Source organism: Streptomyces sp. CRCS-T-1, assembly GCF_024442335.1.
Classification (GTDB): domain Bacteria; phylum Actinomycetota; class Actinomycetes; order Streptomycetales; family Streptomycetaceae; genus Streptomyces; species Streptomyces koelreuteriae.
In genome coordinates this window covers 48,720-69,668 of the sequence record NZ_CP101651.1, presented here as the reverse complement: position 1 = coordinate 69,668, position 20,949 = coordinate 48,720, and the positions used below count along the sequence as shown (strand labels likewise).

17 protein-coding genes are annotated in these 20,949 nt (G+C 70.9%); 7 read left to right on the top strand and 10 right to left on the bottom strand.

Annotated elements, in window-relative coordinates:
- Positions 1 to 94: 94 nt before the first annotated feature.
- The 3 genes from NNW99_RS00290 to NNW99_RS00280 form a co-directional block, all read right to left on the bottom strand.
- On the bottom strand, positions 95 to 2,725 hold the full coding sequence (locus NNW99_RS00290; RefSeq protein ID WP_370869107.1) for a SpoIIE family protein phosphatase: 2,631 nt from the start codon (positions 2,723 to 2,725) through the stop codon (positions 95 to 97).
- Positions 2,726 to 3,038: 313 nt separating this feature from the next.
- Positions 3,039 to 3,584, bottom strand: a complete 546-nt coding sequence (locus tag NNW99_RS00285; protein WP_215116547.1) for a hypothetical protein — start codon at positions 3,582 to 3,584, stop codon at positions 3,039 to 3,041.
- Positions 3,585 to 3,612: 28 nt separating this feature from the next.
- A complete protein-coding gene (locus NNW99_RS00280) occupies positions 3,613 to 4,182 on the bottom strand; it encodes an ATP-binding protein (protein WP_251057653.1) in 570 nt (189 codons plus the stop codon).
- Positions 4,183 to 4,417: 235 nt separating this feature from the next.
- On the opposite strand from NNW99_RS00280, the gene NNW99_RS00275 reads away from it, so the two are divergent.
- Both NNW99_RS00275 and NNW99_RS00270 read left to right on the top strand, forming a co-directional pair.
- The gene (locus tag NNW99_RS00275) at positions 4,418 to 4,639 is read left to right on the top strand and encodes a DUF397 domain-containing protein (RefSeq protein WP_215124082.1); all 222 of its coding nucleotides are present in this window, start codon (positions 4,418 to 4,420) and stop codon (positions 4,637 to 4,639) included.
- 106 nt (positions 4,640 to 4,745) lie between these two features.
- Complete coding sequence (locus tag NNW99_RS00270) at positions 4,746 to 5,660, top strand: helix-turn-helix transcriptional regulator (RefSeq protein ID WP_215116546.1); 915 nt, start codon at positions 4,746 to 4,748, stop codon at positions 5,658 to 5,660.
- A gap of 66 nt (positions 5,661 to 5,726) precedes the next feature.
- Here the strand turns inward: NNW99_RS00270 and NNW99_RS00265 are convergent, their stop codons facing one another.
- Entirely contained in the window at positions 5,727 to 6,554 is an 828-nt protein-coding gene (locus NNW99_RS00265) for an SAM-dependent methyltransferase (RefSeq protein ID WP_215116545.1), read from the bottom strand.
- A 137-nt stretch (positions 6,555 to 6,691) separates the two neighbouring features.
- Positions 6,692 to 8,071, bottom strand: coding sequence for a GH1 family beta-glucosidase (locus NNW99_RS00260; RefSeq protein ID WP_215116544.1), 1,380 nt, complete (start codon positions 8,069 to 8,071; stop codon positions 6,692 to 6,694).
- Between the two features lie 151 nt (positions 8,072 to 8,222).
- Here NNW99_RS00260 and NNW99_RS00255 point away from each other — a divergent pair, with 151 nt between their 5' ends.
- Positions 8,223 to 9,905: a hypothetical protein gene (locus NNW99_RS00255; protein WP_215124081.1), complete on the top strand. Its 1,683-nt coding sequence runs from the start codon at positions 8,223 to 8,225 to the stop codon at positions 9,903 to 9,905.
- 52 nt (positions 9,906 to 9,957) lie between these two features.
- Here the strand turns inward: NNW99_RS00255 and NNW99_RS00250 are convergent, their stop codons facing one another.
- A complete protein-coding gene (locus tag NNW99_RS00250) occupies positions 9,958 to 10,710 on the bottom strand; it encodes a YoaK family protein (protein WP_215116543.1) in 753 nt (250 codons plus the stop codon).
- A 145-nt stretch (positions 10,711 to 10,855) separates the two neighbouring features.
- On the opposite strand from NNW99_RS00250, the gene NNW99_RS39030 reads away from it, so the two are divergent.
- The 3 genes from NNW99_RS39030 to NNW99_RS00240 all read left to right on the top strand — a co-directional run bounded on the left by NNW99_RS39030 (position 10,856) and on the right by NNW99_RS00240 (position 11,936).
- The gene (locus NNW99_RS39030; RefSeq protein ID WP_215116542.1) at positions 10,856 to 11,071 is read left to right on the top strand and encodes a methyltransferase domain-containing protein; all 216 of its coding nucleotides are present in this window, start codon (positions 10,856 to 10,858) and stop codon (positions 11,069 to 11,071) included.
- A 182-nt stretch (positions 11,072 to 11,253) separates the two neighbouring features.
- On the top strand, positions 11,254 to 11,625 hold the full coding sequence (locus NNW99_RS00245; protein WP_215116541.1) for an antibiotic biosynthesis monooxygenase: 372 nt from the start codon (positions 11,254 to 11,256) through the stop codon (positions 11,623 to 11,625).
- 137 nt (positions 11,626 to 11,762) lie between these two features.
- On the top strand, positions 11,763 to 11,936 hold the full coding sequence (locus NNW99_RS00240) for a CsbD family protein (RefSeq protein ID WP_184586600.1): 174 nt from the start codon (positions 11,763 to 11,765) through the stop codon (positions 11,934 to 11,936).
- Positions 11,937 to 12,075: 139 nt separating this feature from the next.
- Here the strand turns inward: NNW99_RS00240 and NNW99_RS00235 are convergent, their stop codons facing one another.
- The 4 genes from NNW99_RS00235 to NNW99_RS00220 are packed head-to-tail and all read right to left on the bottom strand — an operon-like array spanning position 12,076 to position 17,554.
- Positions 12,076 to 13,080 carry an ABC transporter ATP-binding protein gene (locus NNW99_RS00235; protein WP_215116540.1) on the bottom strand — a complete coding sequence of 335 codons (1,005 nt, stop codon included), beginning with the start codon at positions 13,078 to 13,080 and terminating at the stop codon, positions 12,076 to 12,078.
- Positions 13,073 to 15,058, bottom strand: a complete 1,986-nt coding sequence (locus tag NNW99_RS00230; RefSeq protein ID WP_251057652.1) for a dipeptide/oligopeptide/nickel ABC transporter permease/ATP-binding protein — start codon at positions 15,056 to 15,058, stop codon at positions 13,073 to 13,075. Before NNW99_RS00230 ends, NNW99_RS00235 begins: the two co-directional genes overlap by 8 nt.
- 14 nt (positions 15,059 to 15,072) lie before the next feature.
- Positions 15,073 to 15,999, bottom strand: a complete 927-nt coding sequence (locus NNW99_RS00225) for an ABC transporter permease (protein WP_215116539.1) — start codon at positions 15,997 to 15,999, stop codon at positions 15,073 to 15,075.
- A gap of 13 nt (positions 16,000 to 16,012) precedes the next feature.
- Positions 16,013 to 17,554 (bottom strand): ABC transporter substrate-binding protein, encoded by a 1,542-nt coding sequence (locus NNW99_RS00220; RefSeq protein WP_215116538.1) that lies wholly within the window; start codon positions 17,552 to 17,554, stop codon positions 16,013 to 16,015.
- A gap of 217 nt (positions 17,555 to 17,771) precedes the next feature.
- On the opposite strand from NNW99_RS00220, the gene NNW99_RS00215 reads away from it, so the two are divergent.
- A complete protein-coding gene (locus NNW99_RS00215; RefSeq protein WP_215116537.1) occupies positions 17,772 to 20,933 on the top strand; it encodes a glycoside hydrolase in 3,162 nt (1,053 codons plus the stop codon).
- Positions 20,934 to 20,949 lie beyond the last annotated feature (16 nt).

Genomic DNA, 20,949 nt, shown 5'->3' with positions numbered 1-20,949 from the left:
CGTCGGGAAGCCTAAACTAAGGCATGCCTAAGTCGGTACGCGGGTCCGGTCTATGAGCTCATAAGCCAACTTTATGAGCACCTCCAAGTGCCGCTTATGGGAGCGGCTGCTCCGCCCAGATCACCTTCCCGGCGGGCAGATAGCGCGTCCCCCAGCGCTCCGCGAGCTGGGCGACGAGAAACAGGCCCCTACCGCCCTCGTCCGTCATCGTCGCGTACCGCAGATGCGGCGAGGTGCTGCTGCTGTCGAACACCTCGCAGATCAGGTTGCGGTCGCGCAGCACCCGTACATGGATGGGGCCGTCACCGTACCGGAGCGCGTTGGTGACCAGCTCGCTCAGGATGAGCTCGGTGGTGAACGACAGCTCGTCCAGCCCCCACTCGGTGAGCTGCCGGGTGACCGCCGCCCGCACCTCGCCCACGGCCGCCGGGTCGGCAGGCACCGGCCACTCGGCGACCTGGTCGGCGGCGAGCGCCCGGGTGCGCGCGACGATCAGGGCGATGTCGTCGCTGGACCGGGCCGTGAGCTGCGAGTCCAGCACCTCCCGGCAGGTGTCCTCCGGGGACTCGCCCGCCCGGCTCAGGGCCTCGCGCAGCATGTCCAGGCCGACGTCTATGTCCCGCTCCCGGTCCTCGACCAGCCCGTCGGTGTAGAGCACCAGCCGGCTCCCTTCGGCCAGCTCCAGCTCCGCCGTCTCGAACGGCAGACCGCCGAGCCCGAGCGGGGGACCGGCCGGCACCTCCGGGAACTCGACACTGCCGTCGGGATGGATCAGCGCCGGGGGCGGATGCCCGGCCCGCGCGACGGTGCAGCGCCGGGAGACAGGGTCGTAGACGGCGTACAGGCAGGTCGCGCCGGTGACCGGGGCGCTGCCGTCCTCCTCGGTCTCGTCCTGGTCGATGCGGCCGACCAACTCGTCCAGCAGGGCGATGAGTTCGTCCGGCGGGAGGTCGAGGGCGGAGAAGTTGTGCACGGCGGTCCGCAGCCGCCCCATCGTGGCCGCGGCGTACAGCCCGTGGCCGACGACGTCCCCGACCACCAGCGCGACCCGGGCCCCTGACAGCGGCAGTACGTCGAACCAGTCGCCGCCCACCCCGGCCTGTGCCGGCAGATAGCGGTAGGCGATCTCCAGCGCTCCCTGCTCGGGCAGGTTCCGGGGGAGCAGGCTCCGCTGGAGCGTCACGGCCATGCTGTGCTCGCGGGTGTAGCGGCGCGCGTTGTCGATCGAGACGGCGGCGCGTGCGACCAGCTCCTCCGCCAGGACCAGCTCGTCCGCGTCGAAGGGCTCCGGCTTCTCCAAGCGCCAGAAGCTGACCACGCCCAGCACCAGGGTGCCGGCCCGCAGCGGCACGGTGATCAGGGAGTGGATGCCGTACTCCACGATCTGCGCGGAGCGCTCGAGGTCCTGCGCCTGCCAGCCGGGGGCCTCGCCCAGCCGGGGTTCCAGGACGGCCCGCCCGGTGTCGAGGCTGTGGCCCTGCGGGGAGGAGTCGACGAACCTGATCCGCTCACCGACGGGGTAGAGCGGAGCGTCCTTGCGGATCCCGCTCAGCGCCGTACGGCTCAGCGCGGCCGCGGCGTTCGGCTGCCCGCCGCCCAGCACCGAGTCGAACAGGTCCACGGTGACGAAGTCGGCGAACCGGGGCACGGCCAGTTCGGTCAGCTCCTCGGCGGTACGGGTGACGTCCAGGCTCGTCCCGATGCCCACCCCGGCGTCGTACAGCATGTTGAGCCGCTCCCGCGCGGTCTCGGCCCGGCCGGACAGGGCACGCAGTTCCGTGGAGTCCCGCAGCGTGGCGACGCTGCCGGGCGGGCCGCCCGCGCTCTCCGTGGTCCGCTGGTTGACGGCCAGGAGCCGGTCCCCGACGAGGTGCACCTCGTCCGTGGCGACGCGCCCGGAGGCCAGCAGATCGGCGGTGCCGGGGTCGAGCCCCAGGCCGAGGATGTGCCGGCCCTCGGCGTCGGAGGGCAGCCCGAGCAGGCGGTGCGCCTCGTCGTTGGCGAGCAGCAGGGTGCCCGAGCCGTCGAGGATGAGCACGCCCTCGCGCACGGCGTGCAGCACGGCGTCGTGGTGTTCGTACATCCGGGTCATCTCGTGCGGCCCGAGCCCATGGGTCTGGCGCAGCAGCCGGCGGCTCACCAGCGCGGCGCCCGCCGTCGCCAGGGCGAGGGCCACCGCGGCGGCGGCCAGTACGAGCGGGAGCTGACGGTCGGCGGTGCCGCCGACGTTCTCCGTCGTGATCCCCGCCGACACCACGCCCACGACCTTGCCGTCCGGGTCCTTCACCGGTACCACGGCCTGCACGAGGTGCCCGATCGTGCCCTGGATCTGCTCGGTCACCGACTCCCCGGCGAGCGCGGGGGCGATGTTCCCGACGAACTGTTTGCCGATGCGGTCCGGCTTGGGATGGGTGTAGCGGATGCCGTCGGTGTTCATGACGACGATGAAGTCGACCTTCGACTGCTCGCGGGCGGCCTCGGCACGCGGCTGGAGCACCGCCGTGGGATCGGGGCCCTCCAGCGCCTCGACCGTGCCCGGCGCGTTGGCGAAGGTCTCCGCGACGGCGAGTGAACGGTTACGGGCCTCCTGGGTCGTGTCGTGCCGTACCTGCAGGACCAGCGCCACCACCGCGGCCACCACCAGCAGCAGCACGATCACCACGACGAGCAGGAACACCTGTCCGGCGACGCTGCGTCCGCCCACGACCGATCGCAGCCCCGCCATCGGATGCCACCGCGACGAACCCGCCTCCCGCCGCTGCCGTGCGGACGGCGCAGCGCCGGGCCGCAGGGGCGATCGAGTCCCGGATCGACCCAAGAGTCGGACCATGTGCCCATGTCTACACTGCCCGGACCCGCGAGGCGAGGGGCATCACCCATGGTGACAGGGGGCCCTCACCGTTTCGTCACGTCTCCCCGCGCCATGAGCACAGGGGAGCCGCCCTACGGCCGGGCCCGCACACCCACCTTGGCCCGATCGGAAACCTTCCGCAAAATCTCGCCGGCCCCCAAGTCGCCGGCCCTCAAGTCGCCGGGGCTCAGGCTCCCAGGGAGCGCGCGAGCTCGTTCGTGGCCCGGGCGATCTCCGTGTCCTCGTCGTCCATCAGCCGGCCGAGCTCTCCGCGCCGCGCACGCACCGCCTGGCGCGCCGCACGCTCCCAGACCACCGGGTTCTCCCGATGGTTCAGCAGCTTCGGATAGACGGCGGCGGTGCTCTCCCACTGCCGGGCGTCGGCGATGTTCTTGAGTAGCCGGATGATCTGGGCACGGCAGGTCACCTGCGGCTGCTTCGCCAGTTCCCACAGGAACGGAACCGTGGCGGCGGTGGCCTGCTCCACGACGAAACCGAACTGGCAGATCCGTTTCCGCAGGTCGTCGAGTGCGGACCGGGCCGTGTCGGCGTCACCCCAGGCGATGCCGCTGAGCAGGACGGGAATGGCGGCCGCCGAGCCCGTGGAGTCCTGGATGTCGCCCCACGGCACGCGGTCCAGTGCCGTGAGCGGCGTGGCCCGGGCCACGCCGGTCGGGGTGTCCGGGCGCTGTGGGCGCTCGCTGCTCGGGTGTTCCGTCGAAGCGCTGCGCATGGCGAGGGGCCTTTCCGCGGCAGTCGTGTCAGATGGGGGGAGAGGTCGACAACCTCGCCCAGACCGTCTTGCCCGCCGGGGGATGGGGGGTCCAGCCCCACTCCTCGGACAGGGCGTCGACGATGCGCAGGCCCCGGCCGTGCTCCTCGAGAGCGGAGCCGGCGGCGGGTCTGTGCACGGGCGGATGGTCGTCGGGGTCGGAGACGGTGACCAGCAGATGGGTGGGGTTCAGGCGGAATCCGAGCCGGACCTCCGGCGCACCCGATGTCCCCGGCGCCGCGTGCGTCGCGGCGTTGGCGGTGAGTTTGGTGACGACGAGGGTGGCGTCTTCGCGGCAGTGGTCGAGCGACCAGAGGTGCAGGGTGTCGCGGGTGAAGGAGCGGGCTCGCGCGAATCCCTCCAGGCCGCACTCGACGCGCAGGGTGGCCGAGGCGGCCAGGGCGCCGGAGGGCAGCTGCCTCGTCTCCGGCGTCGGGGCGATCCCGTACGGCGTCAGCGTGTGCGGGCCGGGCGGGAGACCGCGGCTCGTGCAGGCTGCGCTCGTGTGTGCTCCGGCCCCGCTCGGCGGCCGGAGCACGTGCTGCGCAGGTGATGACACGGCATCTCCCCGATGCGACGTCAGGACGGGGCGTCAGCACAGGGGTTGACGCCGCAGCTATTATCCACGCTGACGGCGCTCGCGTGCAATTGCACGAGAAATTGCGTGAAATTCAAGCCGTTGTGGGTACGCAAGCCGGGACGAGTGCGGCCGAGGGATGCGGCCGGTCTCGGCTGGACGGCCGGGCACACCGTGCGCGGCGGGGTACGAGAACAGCAAGGAGACTGCGGTGCCAATGCGGAACGGAGTGCGGGCCAGCGAGTTGGACGCCCGCTGGATCAAGAGCCGGCACAGCAACGCCGAGGGCAACTGCGTCGAGGTCGCCCCTCTCGTCGACGGCGGGATCGCGATGCGCAACTCCCGTGATCCCGACGGGCCCGCGCTCGTCTACACGGCGGCGGAGGTGGCGGCGTTCCTGGCCGGGGCCAAGGACGGCGAGTTCGACCACCTGCTGTAGCGGAGCCCAACTCTCTACTTCTGAAGGGTGCTTGCGGGCACATGCGGAGACGCCCCGCCGGTGCGATAGTGTTAGTCGTCCTTGTGCCGGTCTGCTGGGAGTCAGGATGTCCGCCGCGTCGCATCGCATCTCCCGTCTCGAACCCTACCTGGACAGGCCCGAGCCGGCGCCGACTCTGCTGAAGATGCTGGTCGGTGTGCAGCTCGCCGGCTTCCGCGAGGACGCCGGGCTCGCTCAGGACCAGGCGGCACGCGCTGTCGGGTTCAGTCCCGCGAAGCTGTCCCGCATCGAGTCGGGCAAGGGCCGCCGCCCGCCGACGGAGAACGACGTCCGCGCGCTGCTGCGGCAGTACAACACCGACGACTACGAGGCGTCGGTGCTGCTCAAGCTGCTGCAGCGGGCCGGAGAGCCGGGCTGGTGGCAGCGCTACGACAAGCGGCTGATGCCCGAGTGGTTCGACCGGCTGGTCGGACTCCAGGAGGCCGCCGCCACCATCCGGACCTTCGAGATCCAGTATGTGCCGGGCCTGTTGCAGACTCCCGCCTACACCAGGGCCGTGGTGGAGCGCGGTCTGCCGAACGCACCGGCCGGCGAGGTGGAGCGGCGCGTCGAACTCCGCATGCACCGAGCCCGGTTGCTGCTGCGCCAGGAGGCCCCACAACTGTGGGCGATGATCGACGAGTCCGTGCTGCTGCGCGTCCTGGGCAGCACCGATGTGATGCGGGAACAGCTCGCCCACCTCGTCGAGATGGCCGAACGGCCGAATGTGACGGTGCAGATCGTGCCGCTGAGCGTCACGAACGCCTCGGCGCCGGCCATCCCCGTCACGTATCTGCGCTTCGGCGGACTCGACCTGCCCGACGTGGTCTACCTGGAGCACATCAAGAGCGCGAACTTCCTCGAGGACCGCGACGAGACGGAGCAGTACCGGATCGCGCTGGACCGGCTCGCGGACGAGGCGCTCAAGCCCCGAGACTCCCTGGAACTGCTGCGTCAGACGATGGAGCAGCGCTACCCGTGACGTGCGGATGCCTCCCGCGGGACGACCGGTGTCCTGCGCGAGGCACTCCTCGGAGCGACGGGCCCGCTAGTTCTCCAGCGGAATCCGACCCACGCCGCCGAACTCGATCCACTCGTGCGTGAGCTGACGCGGCGCCACCTCGGTGTCCGGACGCCAGGTGGACACCTCCACGAGGCCCGGCCGCAGGATCTCCAGCTCCTCGAAGTACGTCTCGACGTCCTTCGGCTCACGCACGCGCCCCCAGTGCCCCTGGGTGGCCTGATCCATGAAGTTCGTGACGAAGTCACGTACTTCGGCGTCCTCGCTGACCAGCTGGCACATCACCAGGAAACTGCCGGGCGCGAGCCGCTCCCGGACGCGGCGGGCCACCGCGAGCGGCCCGTCGGTGTCGCTGTCCGGGATGCAGTGGAACACCGAGTTGAAGAGCACACACACCGGCTCGGAGAAGTCGATCAGCCGCTTGGTGTCGGGGTGATCGAAGATCAGGTCGGTCTCGCGCATGTCCGCGTGGATCACGGTGGTGCGCTCGTCCTGCTCCAGCAGCGCACGCCCGTGGACCAGCACCATCGGGTCGTTGTCGACGTACACCACGTGGGTCGTGGGGTCGATGCGCTGGGCGACCTGATGCACATTGTCCTGCGTCGGCAGGCCTGAGCCGTGGTCCAGGTACTGCCGGATGCCGTACTCCTCGGACAGGGTCCGCACGACGCGCTGGAGGAAACGCCGGTTGTTCAGGGCCAGGCGCCGCGTGCTGGGCACGACCTTGTCGAGCTCCTCGCAGGCGGCGCGGTCCGCCGCGTAGTTGTCCTTGCCGCCCAGATAGTGGTCGTACATGCGCGCTGCCGTCGGCACGGTCGCGTCGATCTCGGTGGACAACTGCTTCTCGGAGTGCATCGTTCCCCCTGCAAGGCGCCGCGCCAACGGACTGGCTGGACAGGAAGTACATCCTAGGGAGCGGGAGTTGGCCGGTGCCAGCCTCTTGCGCACATGCCCCCGATGGAACGACAAGATGATTTTCTCCGACCGGGCCGTCACGGCCGCTGCGCGGCGATCATGGCCCGGTACCAGTGGTAGCTGTCCTTCGGTGTCCGCCGCTGCGTGGCGTAGTCGACGCGGACGATGCCGAAGCGCTTGTCGTAGCCGAAGGCCCACTCGAAGTTGTCCAGGAGGGACCACACGTAGTAGCCGCGGACGTCCACCCCGGCGTCCATCGCGGCCCGCAGCGCGGTGAGATGGTCGCGCAGGTAGGCGACCCGGTCGCTGTCGTGGACGGCCCCGTCGGCACTCACCTCGTCGTCCTCCGCCGAGCCGTTCTCGGTGATGTGGACGGGCGGCAGGGCCTCGCCGTAGCGCTCCTTGAGCGCCACCAGCAGATCCGTGAACGTGCCGGGCGCGACGGGCCAGCCCATGGCGGTGTGCCGCACCCCGGGCAGCCGAACCTCCTCATAGCGGTTGTCGGTCGCCACCCGCAGCGTCGGGTCGCTCTCGCGGTGCGGGGCGTCGGCGACGACGAGCGGCCGGTAGTAGTTGATGCCCATGAAGTCCAGCGGCTGGGAGATCAGCTCCAGGTCGCCGTCCCGCCGGAAGTCCTGGCCGGTGATCAACCCGCCCCAGGTCTCCTCCTCGGCGGCCGGGTAGCGGCCCGCCAGGATCGGCTCGGTCCACACCAGGTTGTGCAGGGTGTCCGCACGGGTGACGGCCGACCGGTCGGCGGGGGAGCCGGTGGCGGGGAGGATGCGGTCGAGGTTGAGGGTGATGCCCGCCTCGCGTACACCGGCCGCCCGCAACGCCTGCACGGCGAGGCCGTGCCCGACCAGCAGATGATGGGCCGCTGCGAGCGCGCCCCGGCCCTCGCGGGCGCCCGGGGCGTGCCGGCCGACGGAGTAGCCGAGGAAGGCACTGCACCACGGTTCGTTGAGGGTGATCCAGCGCGGCACCCGGTCGCTCAGATGCCCGGCGACGACGGCCGCGTACTCGCCGAACCGCTCGGCGGTCTCCCGTGTCCGCCAGCCACCGCGGTCCTCCAGGGCCTGCGGCAGATCCCAGTGGTAGAGCGTGGCCGCGGGCTCGATGCCGGCCGCGAGCAGTTCGTCGACCAGCCGTGAGTAGAAGTCCAGCCCCTTGGGATTCACCGGCCCGGACCCGGCCGGGACGATACGCGGCCAGGCGATCGAGAACCGGTAGGAGTCCACGCCGAGCTCGCGCAGCAGCGCAACGTCCTGCGGATACCGGTGGTAGTGATCACAGGCCACATCGCCGCTGTCCCCGTTCGCCACCAGGCCGGGGGTGCGGCAGTAGGTGTCCCAGATCGACGGCCCACGGCCGTCCTCCTGCGCCGCACCCTCGATCTGGTACGCGGCGGTGGCCGCCCCGAACACGAAGCCGGGCGGAAAACTCGGGAAGTCAGTCATGCCCACAACGATGCCCGTTCGACTTATCGAACCAAGGGTGGTGGTCTGGTAAAGGGTGGTGGTCTGGTAATACGCAGAATTGGTTGAAGCTCGAGAGGATGTCCGCGGCCGCTATTCTCACCGGGTCGGGCCGATAATCCAGGAGATGACCATGGACGATTACTACGACCTCGGTACCTACAGCCGTCCCGTCACCACGTCTTCCTCCGCAGCTCAGCTCTGGTTCGATCGCGGTCTGCTGTGGACGTACGCCTTCCATCACGAGGAAGCCGTCGCCTGCTTCGAAAAGGCCGCGGAGGCCGACCCGGAGTGCGCGATGGCGTATTGGGGCATCGCCTACGCGCTCGGACCGAACTACAACAAGCCCTGGGAATTCTTCGACGACGACGAGCTGGTGCGAACGGTCGAACGCACCCACACCGCCGTCGAACAGGCCCACGACGAGGCCCACCACGCAACCCCCGTCGAACAGGCCCTGATCTCCGCGCTCCGCGCCCGCTATCCGCAGTCGGAAGCCGTCGAGGACTGCTCGGTCTGGAACGAGCCGTACGCGGACGCGATGCGCACGGTCTACGAACTGGCACCCCACGACCCGGACATCGCCACCCTCCACGCCGACGCCCTGATGAACCTCACACCGTGGCAGCTGTGGGACCTGAGGACCGGGCAGCCGGCCGAGGGCGCCCGGACCATGGAGGCCAAGGCCGTCCTCGACGGCGCCCTCGCCACGGAAGCCGGAGTGGGACATCCGGGGGTGCTGCACCTGTACATCCACCTGATGGAGATGTCCCCGACGCCGGAGCAGGCGCTCACCGTCGCCGACCGCCTGCGCGGCATCGTGCCCGACGCCGGGCACCTGCACCACATGCCCTCGCACCTAGACGTCCTGTGCGGCGACTACCGCCGGGTCGTCGCGGCGAACAGCGAGGCCATCGCCGTCGACGAGAAGTACCACCGGCGCGCCGGCGCGATGAACTTCTACACCCTCTACCGGGCGCACAACTACCACTTCAAGATCTACGGGGCCATGTTCCTCGGCCAGGCACAGGTCGCCCTCGACACCGCCGCCCAGCTCGAAGCGGCCGTCCCCGAAGACCTCCTCCGCGTGCCGAGCCCCCCGATGGCCGACTGGCTCGAGGGCTTCCTGGCCATGCGCGTCCATGTGCTGATCCGCTTCGGCCGCTGGACCGACATCCTCGCCCTGCCCGCCCCCGCCGACCCCGAGTTCTACGCGGTCACCACCGCCATGCGCCACTACGCCCGTGGCGTCGCCCTCTCGGCCACCGGCGAGATCGGCCCCGCGGAGGCCGAGCGCGAGCTCTTCCGCGAGGCGGTGCGCCGGGTGCCCGAGACGCGGATGCTGTTCAACAACACCTGCCACGACATCCTCGCCATCGCGTCGGCCATGCTCGACGGAGAGCTCGAATACCGCCGGGGCAACCACGACCTCGCCTTCGCCGCCCTGGAACGCTCCATCGACTTGGACGACAGCCTCCCCTACGACGAGCCGTGGGGCTGGATGCAGCCCACCCGCCACGCCTACGGCGCCCTGCTGCTGGAACAGGGCCGCGTGACGGAGGCCGAGGCCGTCTACCGCGCGGACCTCGGCCTCGACGCCACCCTGCCCCGCGCCCAACAGCACCCCGGCAACGTCTGGTCCCTGCACGGCTTCCACGAATGCCTCATCCGAACGGGCAAGACCGGCGAGGCGGCCCTCGTCGCCCAGCAACTGAAAATGGCGACCGCGCTGGCCGACGTCCCCGTCGAGGCGTCCTGCTTCTGCCGCCTGGACACGGGGCCCGGCCCTCAGAAGGACGACGCGTGCTGCCACTGACGTGAGCCGAGACGCCGCGGTCACCGGGCGTCCACCGGGCGTCCCCGGGCGTCTAAGGACCCTTGAGGTCCTGCCCCGTCCCGTCCCCCGGCCGCGGCACGGCCAGCGTGGCCGCCGCGAGGAGCAGTACCACCGCCGCGATGACGAGCAGCGCCCGCCCGGTGCCCAGGGGCACCAGCAGCAGTGTGCCCAGCACCCCGCCGACGAAGATCCCGCCCGCCGTGGCAGTCCACCGCGTCCGGGCCAGCCGCTGCCTGGGCGACATCCCGAGCAGCGCCGCCCGAGGGTGCTTCAGCACGTCGTTGATGAGTTCGGTGATGGCGATCTGGCTCAGCAGCGTCGGCATTCCCGGCACGTGGACCCGCAGCACGGTCGACGTACGCACCCCCATGGCCAGCGCGACGAGGGCGACGACGCCGTGATCGGAACCGGCGTCGGCGGCCGCCTCGGTGCCGTGCTGCCACAGGGTCAGCGCCCCGGCGCACACCAGCAGCACGGCCTCGCTGACGAGCCCGGCCTGGAACCACGCCCTGCCCCGCTCCGCGAGCCACTTCAGCACGACGGCCGCGCTCGCCGCCCCGGCCAAGAACGCGCCGATCGCGATGGCGGGCCGCGCCACCGGGACAGCACCCTCACCGGCGAGCGCGAAGGACAGGAAGAGCACGTTCCCGGTCACCAGCGAGCAGAACACGTCCCCCATCGTCAGAAAGCTGACGGCGTCGACGGCACCGGCCAGCAGGGTGAGGACGGTCATGACGGCCACCTGCCGGGCATCGGTCGCGAGGGCTTCGGACGCGTCGGGCATTCGCCCAGTGTGAGCAGCGCCGACGGCCCTCCCCTCGCACCGCCGCCCGGACACGCCGCCGAAGGCTACGCCCGGCCTACTGTGGCCCGAGGCGGTCGTCCGATCGGCATGAGACATCGACATCCCGGACGGCTCCTTCGACCTCGTGTACTGCGCCGACACCCTCGAGATCACCGACCGGCCGGACACGGTCCTCCGGGAGGTGGCGCGTGTGCTGCGCCCTGGCGGGGCCTTCGTCTACGACACCGTGAACCGCACCCTCGTGTCCCGCCTCATCTACCTCGGCGCCCGGGGAGCTTGCCGGGTCCCTCGGCCGGGCGGGGCTGTCCGCGCGGGACGTCTCGGCGTTCAGGCCGCGTGACGTACGCGGGCTGGTGCGCGCGACGCGCGGGCGCAGGCGTGGCACGCTGACCGACGATCAGCTGCCCGAGCTCGTCGACATGGCGCTCGAGCCGGAGGGCAGTCCGGTGGTGGCGTACCTGGGCTACGCGGTCCGCCGCAGGTGAGCCGGATCGCCGGGGCACCCTGTCCTACATTGACGCCATGGCCGACCACTCCGAAGCACCTGTCACGCCCGTCGAGGCTTTCGAACCCCCTTACTACGTGGCTGTCTTCACCACGGTGCGAACCCAGGACCAGAGCGGCTACAGCGAGACCGCCGCACGCATGGAAGACCTGGTGAAGGACGTCCCCGGGTTCCTGGGCATGGATCACGCCCAGACTCCTGGCGGGCTCGGCATCACCGTCGGCTACTTCCGCGACGCCGAGGCCCTCACGGAGTGGCGGGCCGACCCCGAGCACCGCGCGGCACAGCAGCGTGGGCAGGCCCAGTGGTACGAGACCTACACGCTGCATGTGGCGAAAGTGGAGCGGAGCAGCGGGTTCACCCGGGCACAGAGACCCGGACCGTGCTGACCCACCGAAGATGCCTCGAAACGCACCGTGACCGTATCGTCGTAGATCACTCCGGTCCTGACGTACGTTTGACCGTCGCTCCCGCGGTCACTCGGCAGGTGACCCCGAAGTCGGACACGACTTGGAGTGAGTGAATCGTGGCTGGAGAGCAGAAGTCCAAGGCGAAGGCCGAGCAGGCCAAGGGAAAGGCCAAGGAGACGATCGGCCGTGCGGTGGGTAACGAGCGGCTGACGGCCGAGGGCCGGGCGGAGCAGTCCAAGGGAGACGCCCGGCAGGCCAAGGAGAAGACCAAGGACGTCTTCAAACACTGAGCGCGTGGAAGGGGGCCCTGCTGCGGCGGGGCCCCCTTCCACGTGTCCGTGGTCGTGGCCTGCCCGCGACGGCTTATGGAACAGGAAGGCCTGACCTACCGGCGGTTGGAAGCCAATCGTCGTCGCATGACACCGCCCGTCAGACCGGGACCGGGGGTGTCTCCTCCAGCGGGAAGTGGCATGCCGCACCGTGGACGAGCGCACCGCGCGGCGGTTCGGGTACGGCTTCGGCGCACAGGTCCCGCGCCCGAGGGCACCGGGTCCGGAACCGGCAGCCGGACGGTGGGTCGGTGGGAGACGGGATCTCGCCGGTCAGCACGACGCGTTGGCGTCGGCGCCGCCCGCTGCCGGCCAGAGGCGAAGGGGCCGCCGACAGCAGCGCCTCCGTGTACGGGTGGCGAGGCCGCTCGTAGACCTCCTCCGTCGGGCCCGTCTCCACGATCCCCCCGAGGTACATCACGGCGACCCGGTCGGCGAGATGCCGCACCACGGACAGGTCGTGCGAGATGAACACGTACGACAGCCCGAGTTCGTCCCGCAGGTCGCACAGCAGGTTGAGCACCTGCGCCTGCACCGACAGGTCCAGCGCGGAGACGGGCTCGTCGCAGACGATCACCTCGGGTTCCAGCGCCAGGGCCCGGGCGATACCGATCCGCTGCCGCTGACCGCCGGAGAACTCGTGCGGATGGCGGCCCGCGTCCGAGGCGCGCAGCCCGACCATCTCCAGCAGCTCGCCCACGCGCGCCGCCCGCCGCGAAGGGGGCACGAGACCGCGATGGGTCAGCCAGGGCTCCCCGATGAGATCCGCCGCGCTGAGGCGGGGATCGAGCGAACCGAACGGATCCTGGAAGACCATCTGCACCTTCCGCCGCCAGGCCAGCAGCTCCGCACCCGACAACGCGAACGGGTCGACGCCCTCGTACCGCACGGTGCCCGCGTCGGGCCGCTCCAGCAGCAGGAGAATCCTGGCCAGCGTGGACTTGCCGCAGCCGGACTCGCCGACCAGGCCGAGGGCCTCCCCGCGCCCGAGGGACAGGTCCACCCCGTCCAGCGCCCGTAGCCGGGTGCCGCCGCGCAAGGTCCGCCGGACGGTGAAGCTCTTGGCCAGACCGGCGGCCTCCAGCAGGGTCGCGCGTTCAGGCATCGGCCAGTTCCTTCCCGAAGTGGCAGGCGGCGGCCCGGCCGGTCCCGGTGCTGGTCAGCACCGGCCGGTGGGTCACACACCGCTCACGGGCCAGGGGACAGCGCGTACGGAAGGCACAGCCGGCCGGTACCTCGGCCGGGTCCGGCGGGCTCCCGGGAATCGACGTCAGTCGGGAGCCCCGGTGCTGCTCGGCCGGTACCGAATCCAACAAGCCGCGGGTGTAGGGGTGGTGGGGACGGGCGAAGACCTCGGCCACCGGCCCGGTCTCCACGACCGTCCCCGCGTACATGACGGCGACCCGGTCGGCGTGCTCGGCGGCGAGCCCGAGATCGTGCGTGATGAGGACGAGCGCCGTCCGCTGCTCGCCCCGCAACTCGCCGAGCAGGTCCATGATCTGCGCCTGCACGGTGACGTCCAGGGCCGTGGTGGGCTCGTCGGCGATCAGGACCTTGGGCCGCAGGGCGACCGCCGTCGCGATGAGCAGGCGCTGCCGCATGCCTCCCGAGAACTGGTGCGGATAGGCGTCCGCCCGGGAGCGGGCCTCCGGGATGCCCACGCGTTCCATCAGCTCCACCGCCCTGGCCCGCGCCGCCCGCCGGGACATGCCCTCGTGGATCCGGAAGGGCTCCGCGAGCTGCGCTCCGACCGTGTGGACGGGGTTGAGGGCGCTGAGCGCGTCCTGGAAGACCATGGCCAGACCCGGCCCGGCCAGTCGCCGCCTGGCCCGTGCTCCCAGTCCGAGCAGGTCCTCGCCGTCGAGCCGGACCTGCCCGCCCACCACCTCCGCGACCGGGTCGAGCAGACCGGCGACGGCGTGTGCGGTCATGCTCTTGCCGCAGCCCGACTCGCCCAGCAGCGCCAGCGTCTCGCCCGACCGCACGGCGAAGCTCACGCCGCGGACGACGGAGACCGGCCCGGCGGGAGTGTGCACGTCGACGGACAGGTCGTCCACGACCAGGACACCGGCCGCGTCCCCCGCCACGGCATCCTTGCCGACCCCGACCCCGACCCCGACCCCGACTCCGACCCCGACTCCGACCCCGCCTCGGCCCGTCGTACGCGGCCCCCGGGAACGCCGCCCCAGCCCCCGCCGCCACCGCTGCCCCGGATCCGTCGTCAGCCTGGCCCAGGAAGCGAGAACGGTCGCCGACACGGTCGTGACGACGATCGCGAGCCCCGGAAAGAGCGCGATCCACCACGCGCTCTGCAACTCCTGCCGCCCCTGGGCCACCATCAACCCCCAGCTCACATCGGGCGGTTGGATACCGATGCCCAGAAAGCTCAGCGACGACTCGGCCAGCATCACGAAGCAGAAGTCGAGCGCGGCGACGGTCAGCAGCGTGGGCAGCACGCTCGGCGCGACATGGCGCCGGATGGCCGCCCAACTGCCCGTGCCGAAGGTCCGGGCCGCGTCCATGAACAGCCGGCTGCGCAACTCCGCCGCCTCGGCCCGGGCGGTGCGCAGATACACGGGGATCCGGGCGACGGCCAGCACCAGCACGATGCTCGCCGCACTCGGCGAGAACACATACAGCACGACCACGGCCAGCAGCAGCGAGGGGAAGCTGAGGATCACGTCGGCCACCCGCAGCGACACACTCTCGCGCCAACCGCCGTGGTAGCCCGCCCACATGCCCCACACCGAGCCGATGACCAGCGAGCACAGCACGGCGGGCACGGCCACGGACAGGGTCGTGCCGGCCGCGGCCAGCAGCCGCGCGGCGACGGGCCGGCCGAGGGAGTCGCTGCCGAGGACGAAGGCCCAGCCGTGGTCGAGACTGAAGGGCGGCCGGCCCGGGGCACGGAGGTTCTGGCGCGTCGCCAGGTCCCCGGCCAGGAGCGGCCCCAGTACGGCACTCAGCGCGACCAGGAGCAGGAGCAGGGCGGCCGCGCAGGCGAACCGGTCCCGGAGCAGCAGGGCGAACCACCGTCGCCGTACGGTCGTGGCGTCCGTCTGGGATGTGGCCTTCTGAAGCATGTCCCGTCCTTGGCTCATGCCGCCGCCCGCTGCCGTACCCGCGGGTCGAGGAGCGCGTGGCAGAGATCGACCAGGATGTTGAGGGCGAAGATCGCCAGAGCGGTCAGGAGTACGGCCGCCTGAAGCACCGCGAAGTCACGCTGCAGCACCGAGTCGATCATGAGCTTGCCGATGCCGGGCCAGCCGAAGATCGTCTCGACGACGACCGCCCCGTTGACCAGCCCCACGGCCAGATCGCCCGCGACGGTCAGGGCCGGTGCGGCGGCGTTGCGCAGGGCGTGTCCGAAGACCACCCGGAGTTCGGAGGCCCCCTTGCCGCGCGCCACCTTCACATACGGGGCGGACAGTGCCGAGACCATGGCGCCGCGCACCACCTGGACCAGCACGCCGAACGGGCGGATGAAGAGCGTGGCCACGGGCAGCACCCACGCCGCCGCACCGCTGGTGCCGGAGGTGGGCAGCCAGCCCAGGGTGACCGCGAAGACCAGCACGCCCATGATGGCGATCCAGAAGTCGGGCACGCTGGCGGCCGTGGAGGAGAGGAAGCTCGCGATGCGGTCGGTCGCCGAGTTCGGGCGGTAGGCCGCCAGAGCGCCGATGACCACAGCGCCCACGATGGCGAGCAGCATCGTCCAGCCGGCCAGTTGGAGTGTCGCGGGGAAGGCCCGCAGGACGGCCTCGCCCGCCGGCTGGGCGGTGCGCAGCGACTCGCCGAAGTCGAGGTGGGCGACCTGGGCTAGATAATCGCCGAACTGGGTGATCAGCGGGTCGTCCAGGCCGTTGCGGGCGGCGAACTCGGCCCGCATCTCGGGCGTCGCGCTCAGCGGCAGATACAGGTTGGCGGGGTCCCCGGTGAGGCGGGCCAGGAAGAAGACTCCGAGGACCACCACGAGCAGCGGGACGACACTGGAGACCGCGCGGCGGCGCAGCAAGGTCAGCACGTGAGGTCCTCCCTCAGTCCGCGCGGCGCATGTCGGCGAGCCGCATCTCGTCGTTGGTGGCCGAGTCGGGCCGGTAGCGGACCTTGGGGGAGAGGGCCAGCAGTCCGGTCATGTTGGCCATGACGGCGTCCCGGACGACCTCGTCGTTCTGATGACTGAACGCGTCCGCGAACGCCTTCTGCCGTTTCCCGCCCGAGGCGAGCTGCGCCTCCTCGATGAGCGTGTCGAGCGCGTCGGTGCCGTAGCTGCTCTGGGCGCCCTCACTGCCGTAGATCTGCCCCATCGTGAAGGCGGCGTCGCCCGCCTGGTTGCCGTGCTGGGCCTGGAGCAGGGTGGGGCCGGTGTCGCCGGCGGGGAAGGGGCGCAGCAGGTACTCCAGCCAGGCGTTGACGTCGAGCATCTTGATCCTGACCTTCAGCCCGGCCTTGATCAGCCCGTCCTGGACCACCTCCATCGCCTCGGCGGCCTTCGGGTAGATGCCGTTGCGGCCGATGAGGGTGAGGGTGGTGCCGGTGCGGACTCCGTCGGCCCGGGCCTCGGCGACGAGTCGTCGGGCCCGGTCCGGGTCGTACGGCCATGGCTTGATGCCCGGGTTGTAGCCGGTGACGCCCTTCGACACGAGCTGCCCGGTCGGCCGGCCCGCGAAGACGGCGGTGACCAGGCCCTCACGGTCGATCGCGTAGTTGACGGCCTGTCGAATCCGGATGTCGTCCAGAGGCGGCTTCGTGGCGTCCATGCGCAGGTACGACACCTCGTTGGTGGCGAACTCGACCGCGCGGTCACCGGCCCCGTCCTCGGGGGCGAGCCCGATCGCGACGTCCGCCTCGTTGTTCGTCACCATCGCCGCGCGCACACTGCCCTCGGCGCGCCAGACGTAGGTGGCTGCCGCGAACTCGGGGGCCTTGCCCCAGTAGCCGGGGAAGCGTTTGAGCCGCAGGTGACGGCCCTGGTTCCAGTCGTCGATCCGGTAGGGCCCCGTGCCGACCGGCTCCCGCACCCGGGAGTCGGGGTCGGTGCTCGTCGGCACGATCTCGACGAAGGACAGGCGCAGCGGCAGGATCGGGTCCGGCTTCGCCGTGGTGACCCGGAGCGTGGTGTCGTCGACGGGGGTGGCGGTCAGCTCGCTGTCCGCGAAGATGTAGCCGTCGACGTTGCAGTCGATCTTCGAGTCCGTGGCGCGCTTGACGGAGAACGCGGCCGCGGCCGCCGTGAAGGGCTTCCCGTCGTGGAAGGTGACGCCCCTGCGGAGGGTGAACGTCCATGAAGTGGCGGAATTCCGGGTCCACTTGGTGGCGAGGGCGGGCTCCAGGCGTCCGGTGGACGGTTCGCGCTCGGTGAGTGCCTCCGTGATGTTGGACCGGGTGACCCGGCCCGTCGCGGTCAGGGAGGCGTCACAGGGTTCGAGGGTCGGCGGTTCCTCGGGCAGAACGATGCGCAGGGTGCCCGGACCGCCGCCGATGGGGTCGGCACCGGCCACCGAACAGCCGGAGACGGCGAGCAGGGCGGCGAGAGAGGCGACGATCGGACGACTGCGGGTGGTGCGTAAACCGGTCACTGCGCCTCCGTGCTCGCTCGCGTGCACAACAGAGAACGTCGTTTAGATATGTGGACGGCGTATGGATGGTCATTATTGGGGCGGCGAGGCGGAACGCGTCAAGGGGTGTGCGTCGGTTCCCAACTCGCCCTCCCTCTTGACGTGTTGATTACCGTCCTAAAACATTCGGGAAACTCGATTGGTTCTGCGCGGTTCTGTTCGCTCCCGAAGGGAATCCATGTCCAGCAGACAACGCCTCGCCCCGGCCTTGGCGTTCACCGTCCCCTTGGTGTTCGGCGCGGGGCTCTTGGCGGCACCTCCCGCCGCTGCCGCCGAACCGCCCGGCAGCGCGGTCACGGTACGGATCGACCCGTCCTACCGACAGCAGGAGTTCGAAGGATGGGGGACGAGCCTCGTCTGGTTCGCCAACATCACGGGCCGCTACCCGGAGCCCATCCGCCAGAAGCTCGCCGACATGCTGTTCGGCGAGGACGGCCTCCGCCTCAACATCGCGCGCTACAACATCGGCGGCGGCAACGCGCCCGACGTCCGCAAGGACTACATGAAGGTCGGCGCGACGATGGACGGCTTCTGGAAGGCCCCGGCGGGCACCACCCGGGAGGACACCGACTGGTGGAACCCTGACGACCCCGAGCACTGGGACTGGTCCGCCGACCCGGGGCAGCGCTGGTGGGTGGACCGGGTCAAGAACAAGGTGACCAAGTGGGAGGCCTTCAGCAATTCGCCGCCCTGGTTCCAGACCGTCAGCGGCTATGTCTCGGGAGGCTTCGACGCCAACACCGACCAGATACGGCCGGACCGCGTCGACGACTTCGCCGCCTACCTGGTCAAGGTGACGGAGCAACTGGAGAAGAAGCACCGCATCGAGTTCGACACCCTCGCCCCGCTCAACGAACCCAACACCAACTACTGGGGCACCCAGATCGGCCCCGACGGACAGCCCACCGGCGGCCGCCAGGAGGGCGCCCACGCCGGCCCGGAACTCCAGCAGAAGGTCGTACTGGCCGTACGCCGCGCCCTCGACAAGGCCAAGACCCGCGCCACGGTCTCCGCCATGGACGAGACCAACCCGAGCATCTTCGTCCGCAACTGGAACGCCTACGACAGTTCCGCCCGGGCCGCCGTCGACCAGCTCAACGTGCACACCTACGGCACCGGCATGCGCACCAGCGCCCGCGACAGCGCCAAGGCCGCCGACCGGCCCTTCTGGATGAGCGAGGTCGAAGGCACCTGGGGGACCGGCACCGACTTCACCGGCATGGAACCGGGGCTCGGCATCGCCACCCGGGTCGTCGAGGACATCCGTGAACTGGAGCCGTCCGCCTGGGTGTTGTGGCAGCCCGTGGAGGACTCCATCCCCCAGGCACAGGCCGGCAAGAACTGGGGCAGCATCCACATCCCGTTCAACTGCACAGCCAAGGACACGCTGGAGAGCTGCCCGATCCGGGCCAACACCAAGTTCCACACCCTGCGCAACTTCACCCACCACATCCGCCCCGGCGACCACTTCGTGAAGGCCGACGACCCCTCCAGCGTCGCCGCCGTACGCAAGTCGGGGCGCGGAGCGACCGTGGTGCACGTGAACAGCGGAACCGCCCCCCGCTCCGTGACTCTGGACCTCTCACGCTTCGGGCGTGTCGCACTCGGCGCCAAGGTGACCCCCGTGGTGACCAGCGCCGACGGCGCCCTGGTTCGCGGCACCCCGGTGAAGGTGAAGGACGACTCCGCCACGCTGACCGTCCCCGCGAAGTCGGTCACGAGCTTCCTCGTCGACGGTGTCTCGGGCACCGACAAGGACGCCGCACTCGTCCAGCCCGGCCACACCTACCGCCTCCAGGGAGCCCAGAGCGGCAAGTCCCTGGCCCCGTCCGCCGACGAAAGCGGAGTCGTCGTCCGTACGGCCGACCCGGCCGCCCCATCCCAACTCTGGTCCGTGAAGCGGCTGACCAGGGGCGACAGCAACCGGGAGCGCTACGCCCTCGTCAACGCCGCCACCGGCACGCGACTCGCCGTGCGCGACAACGAGGCGGTACTGGAGGAGAGCGACACCCCGGCCGCGCAGTGGATCATGTCGACCACCGGGGACGGCACCTGGACCTTCGTCAACGCCGCCACGGGCCGGCTGCTCGACGTCGTCGGCCAGTCGACCGCGGACGGCGCCCGTGTCTCGGCCTACCTGCCCACCTCCAACGCCAACCAGCGCTGGGCCGTCACCGACGAGACCGTGCTCCGGACAGAGCAGGCCAAGGCGTTCACCGTCCCGGGCCGCACACCCGAGCTGCCCGAGACCGTGACACCCGTCTACCGGGACGGTGCCCGGGGAGCGCTGCCCGTGCGGTGGACGCTGCCCTCCGAGTCGCGGTGGGGCAAGCCAGGAACCGTCCGAGTCAAGGGCCGGGCCACCGACGCGCTCGGCCGGTCCGTCCGGGCCGAAGCGGTCGTCACCGTGGACACCATCGCCTCGACGCTCCCGGCCCGCGCCAAGACCCACACCGGCGGACGCCCCGACCTGCCCACCACGGTCACCGGCGTCGGACGCCACGGCGGAACCGCCGACCTCCCCGTCACCTGGGACCACGCCCCCGACGGCGCCTTCGACGACGCCGGGGTGGTCACCCTGCACGGCACCGCCCGGGTCCCCGGCGGAACGACGGCAGCCGCGACCGTACGTGTCCAGGTCACCCCACCCCGGGAGACGAACACCGCGCTCGACGAAGGCGTGACGGTCGGCGCGACCTACACCGAGAGCGGCTACTCCGCCGAGGGCCTGCGCAACGGGAACACCTCCGAGAAGGCCTGGTCGAACTGGAGATCAGGCACGAAGAACCCCTCCGACACCATCACCTTCACCCTGCCCGAGGCGCGTGATCTGACCCGGGTCGTCACCCACTTCCACCGCGACGGCGCCAACCTCAGCTTCGCGCAGTCCCTCAAGGTGCAGGTACGCGGGGCCGACGGCACCTGGGCCGACGCGAGCGACGAGGTCGCCGTGGGCACCGAGGGCACGCCGGTGGCCGACGTCCCGGTGCGCGCCACCGGCCCGGTGACCGGGGTGCGCGTGGCCATGACGGCACGCCCGGGCGGCTACATCACCCTCGGGGAGATCGAGCTGCGCGCCAAGGCGCCGGGGACCTCCGCCGACGCCGCCGCTGCCTCGATCGAGGTCGACGGCGTGCCGGTCGACGGCTTCGACCCGGACCGGGCGAGCTACCGCGTGAGCTCCGACCGCCCGGACCGGGTGAGGATCACCGCGACGTCCCGCGACCCGTACGCGGCCGTGACCGTCCGCAAGGAGACATCACGAGCAGCCGTCGTGACCGTGAGCAGCGAGGACGGCTCGCGGACCCGGCAGTACCGGATCGAGCTGACCCGCTCCTGACGCACGACGACGCGGG

Coding starts and splice junctions, on each gene's coding strand:
- NNW99_RS00290 (WP_370869107.1), bottom strand. CDS start 2,725: ATGGCGGGGCTGCGATCGGTCGTGGGCGGACGCAGCGTCGCCGGACAG.
- NNW99_RS00260 (WP_215116544.1), bottom strand. CDS start 8,071: ATGACTGACTTCCCGAGTTTTCCGCCCGGCTTCGTGTTCGGGGCGGCC.
- NNW99_RS00215 (WP_215116537.1), top strand. CDS start 17,772: ATGTCCAGCAGACAACGCCTCGCCCCGGCCTTGGCGTTCACCGTCCCC.
- NNW99_RS00255 (WP_215124081.1), top strand. CDS start 8,223: ATGGACGATTACTACGACCTCGGTACCTACAGCCGTCCCGTCACCACG.
- NNW99_RS00285 (WP_215116547.1), bottom strand. CDS start 3,584: ATGCGCAGCGCTTCGACGGAACACCCGAGCAGCGAGCGCCCACAGCGC.
- NNW99_RS00245 (WP_215116541.1), top strand. CDS start 11,254: ATGGCCGACCACTCCGAAGCACCTGTCACGCCCGTCGAGGCTTTCGAA.
- NNW99_RS00230 (WP_251057652.1), bottom strand. CDS start 15,058: ATGCTTCAGAAGGCCACATCCCAGACGGACGCCACGACCGTACGGCGA.
- NNW99_RS00265 (WP_215116545.1), bottom strand. CDS start 6,554: ATGCACTCCGAGAAGCAGTTGTCCACCGAGATCGACGCGACCGTGCCG.
- NNW99_RS00270 (WP_215116546.1), top strand. CDS start 4,746: ATGTCCGCCGCGTCGCATCGCATCTCCCGTCTCGAACCCTACCTGGAC.
- NNW99_RS00250 (WP_215116543.1), bottom strand. CDS start 10,710: ATGCCCGACGCGTCCGAAGCCCTCGCGACCGATGCCCGGCAGGTGGCC.
- NNW99_RS00275 (WP_215124082.1), top strand. CDS start 4,418: ATGCGGAACGGAGTGCGGGCCAGCGAGTTGGACGCCCGCTGGATCAAG.
- NNW99_RS00235 (WP_215116540.1), bottom strand. CDS start 13,080: ATGCCTGAACGCGCGACCCTGCTGGAGGCCGCCGGTCTGGCCAAGAGC.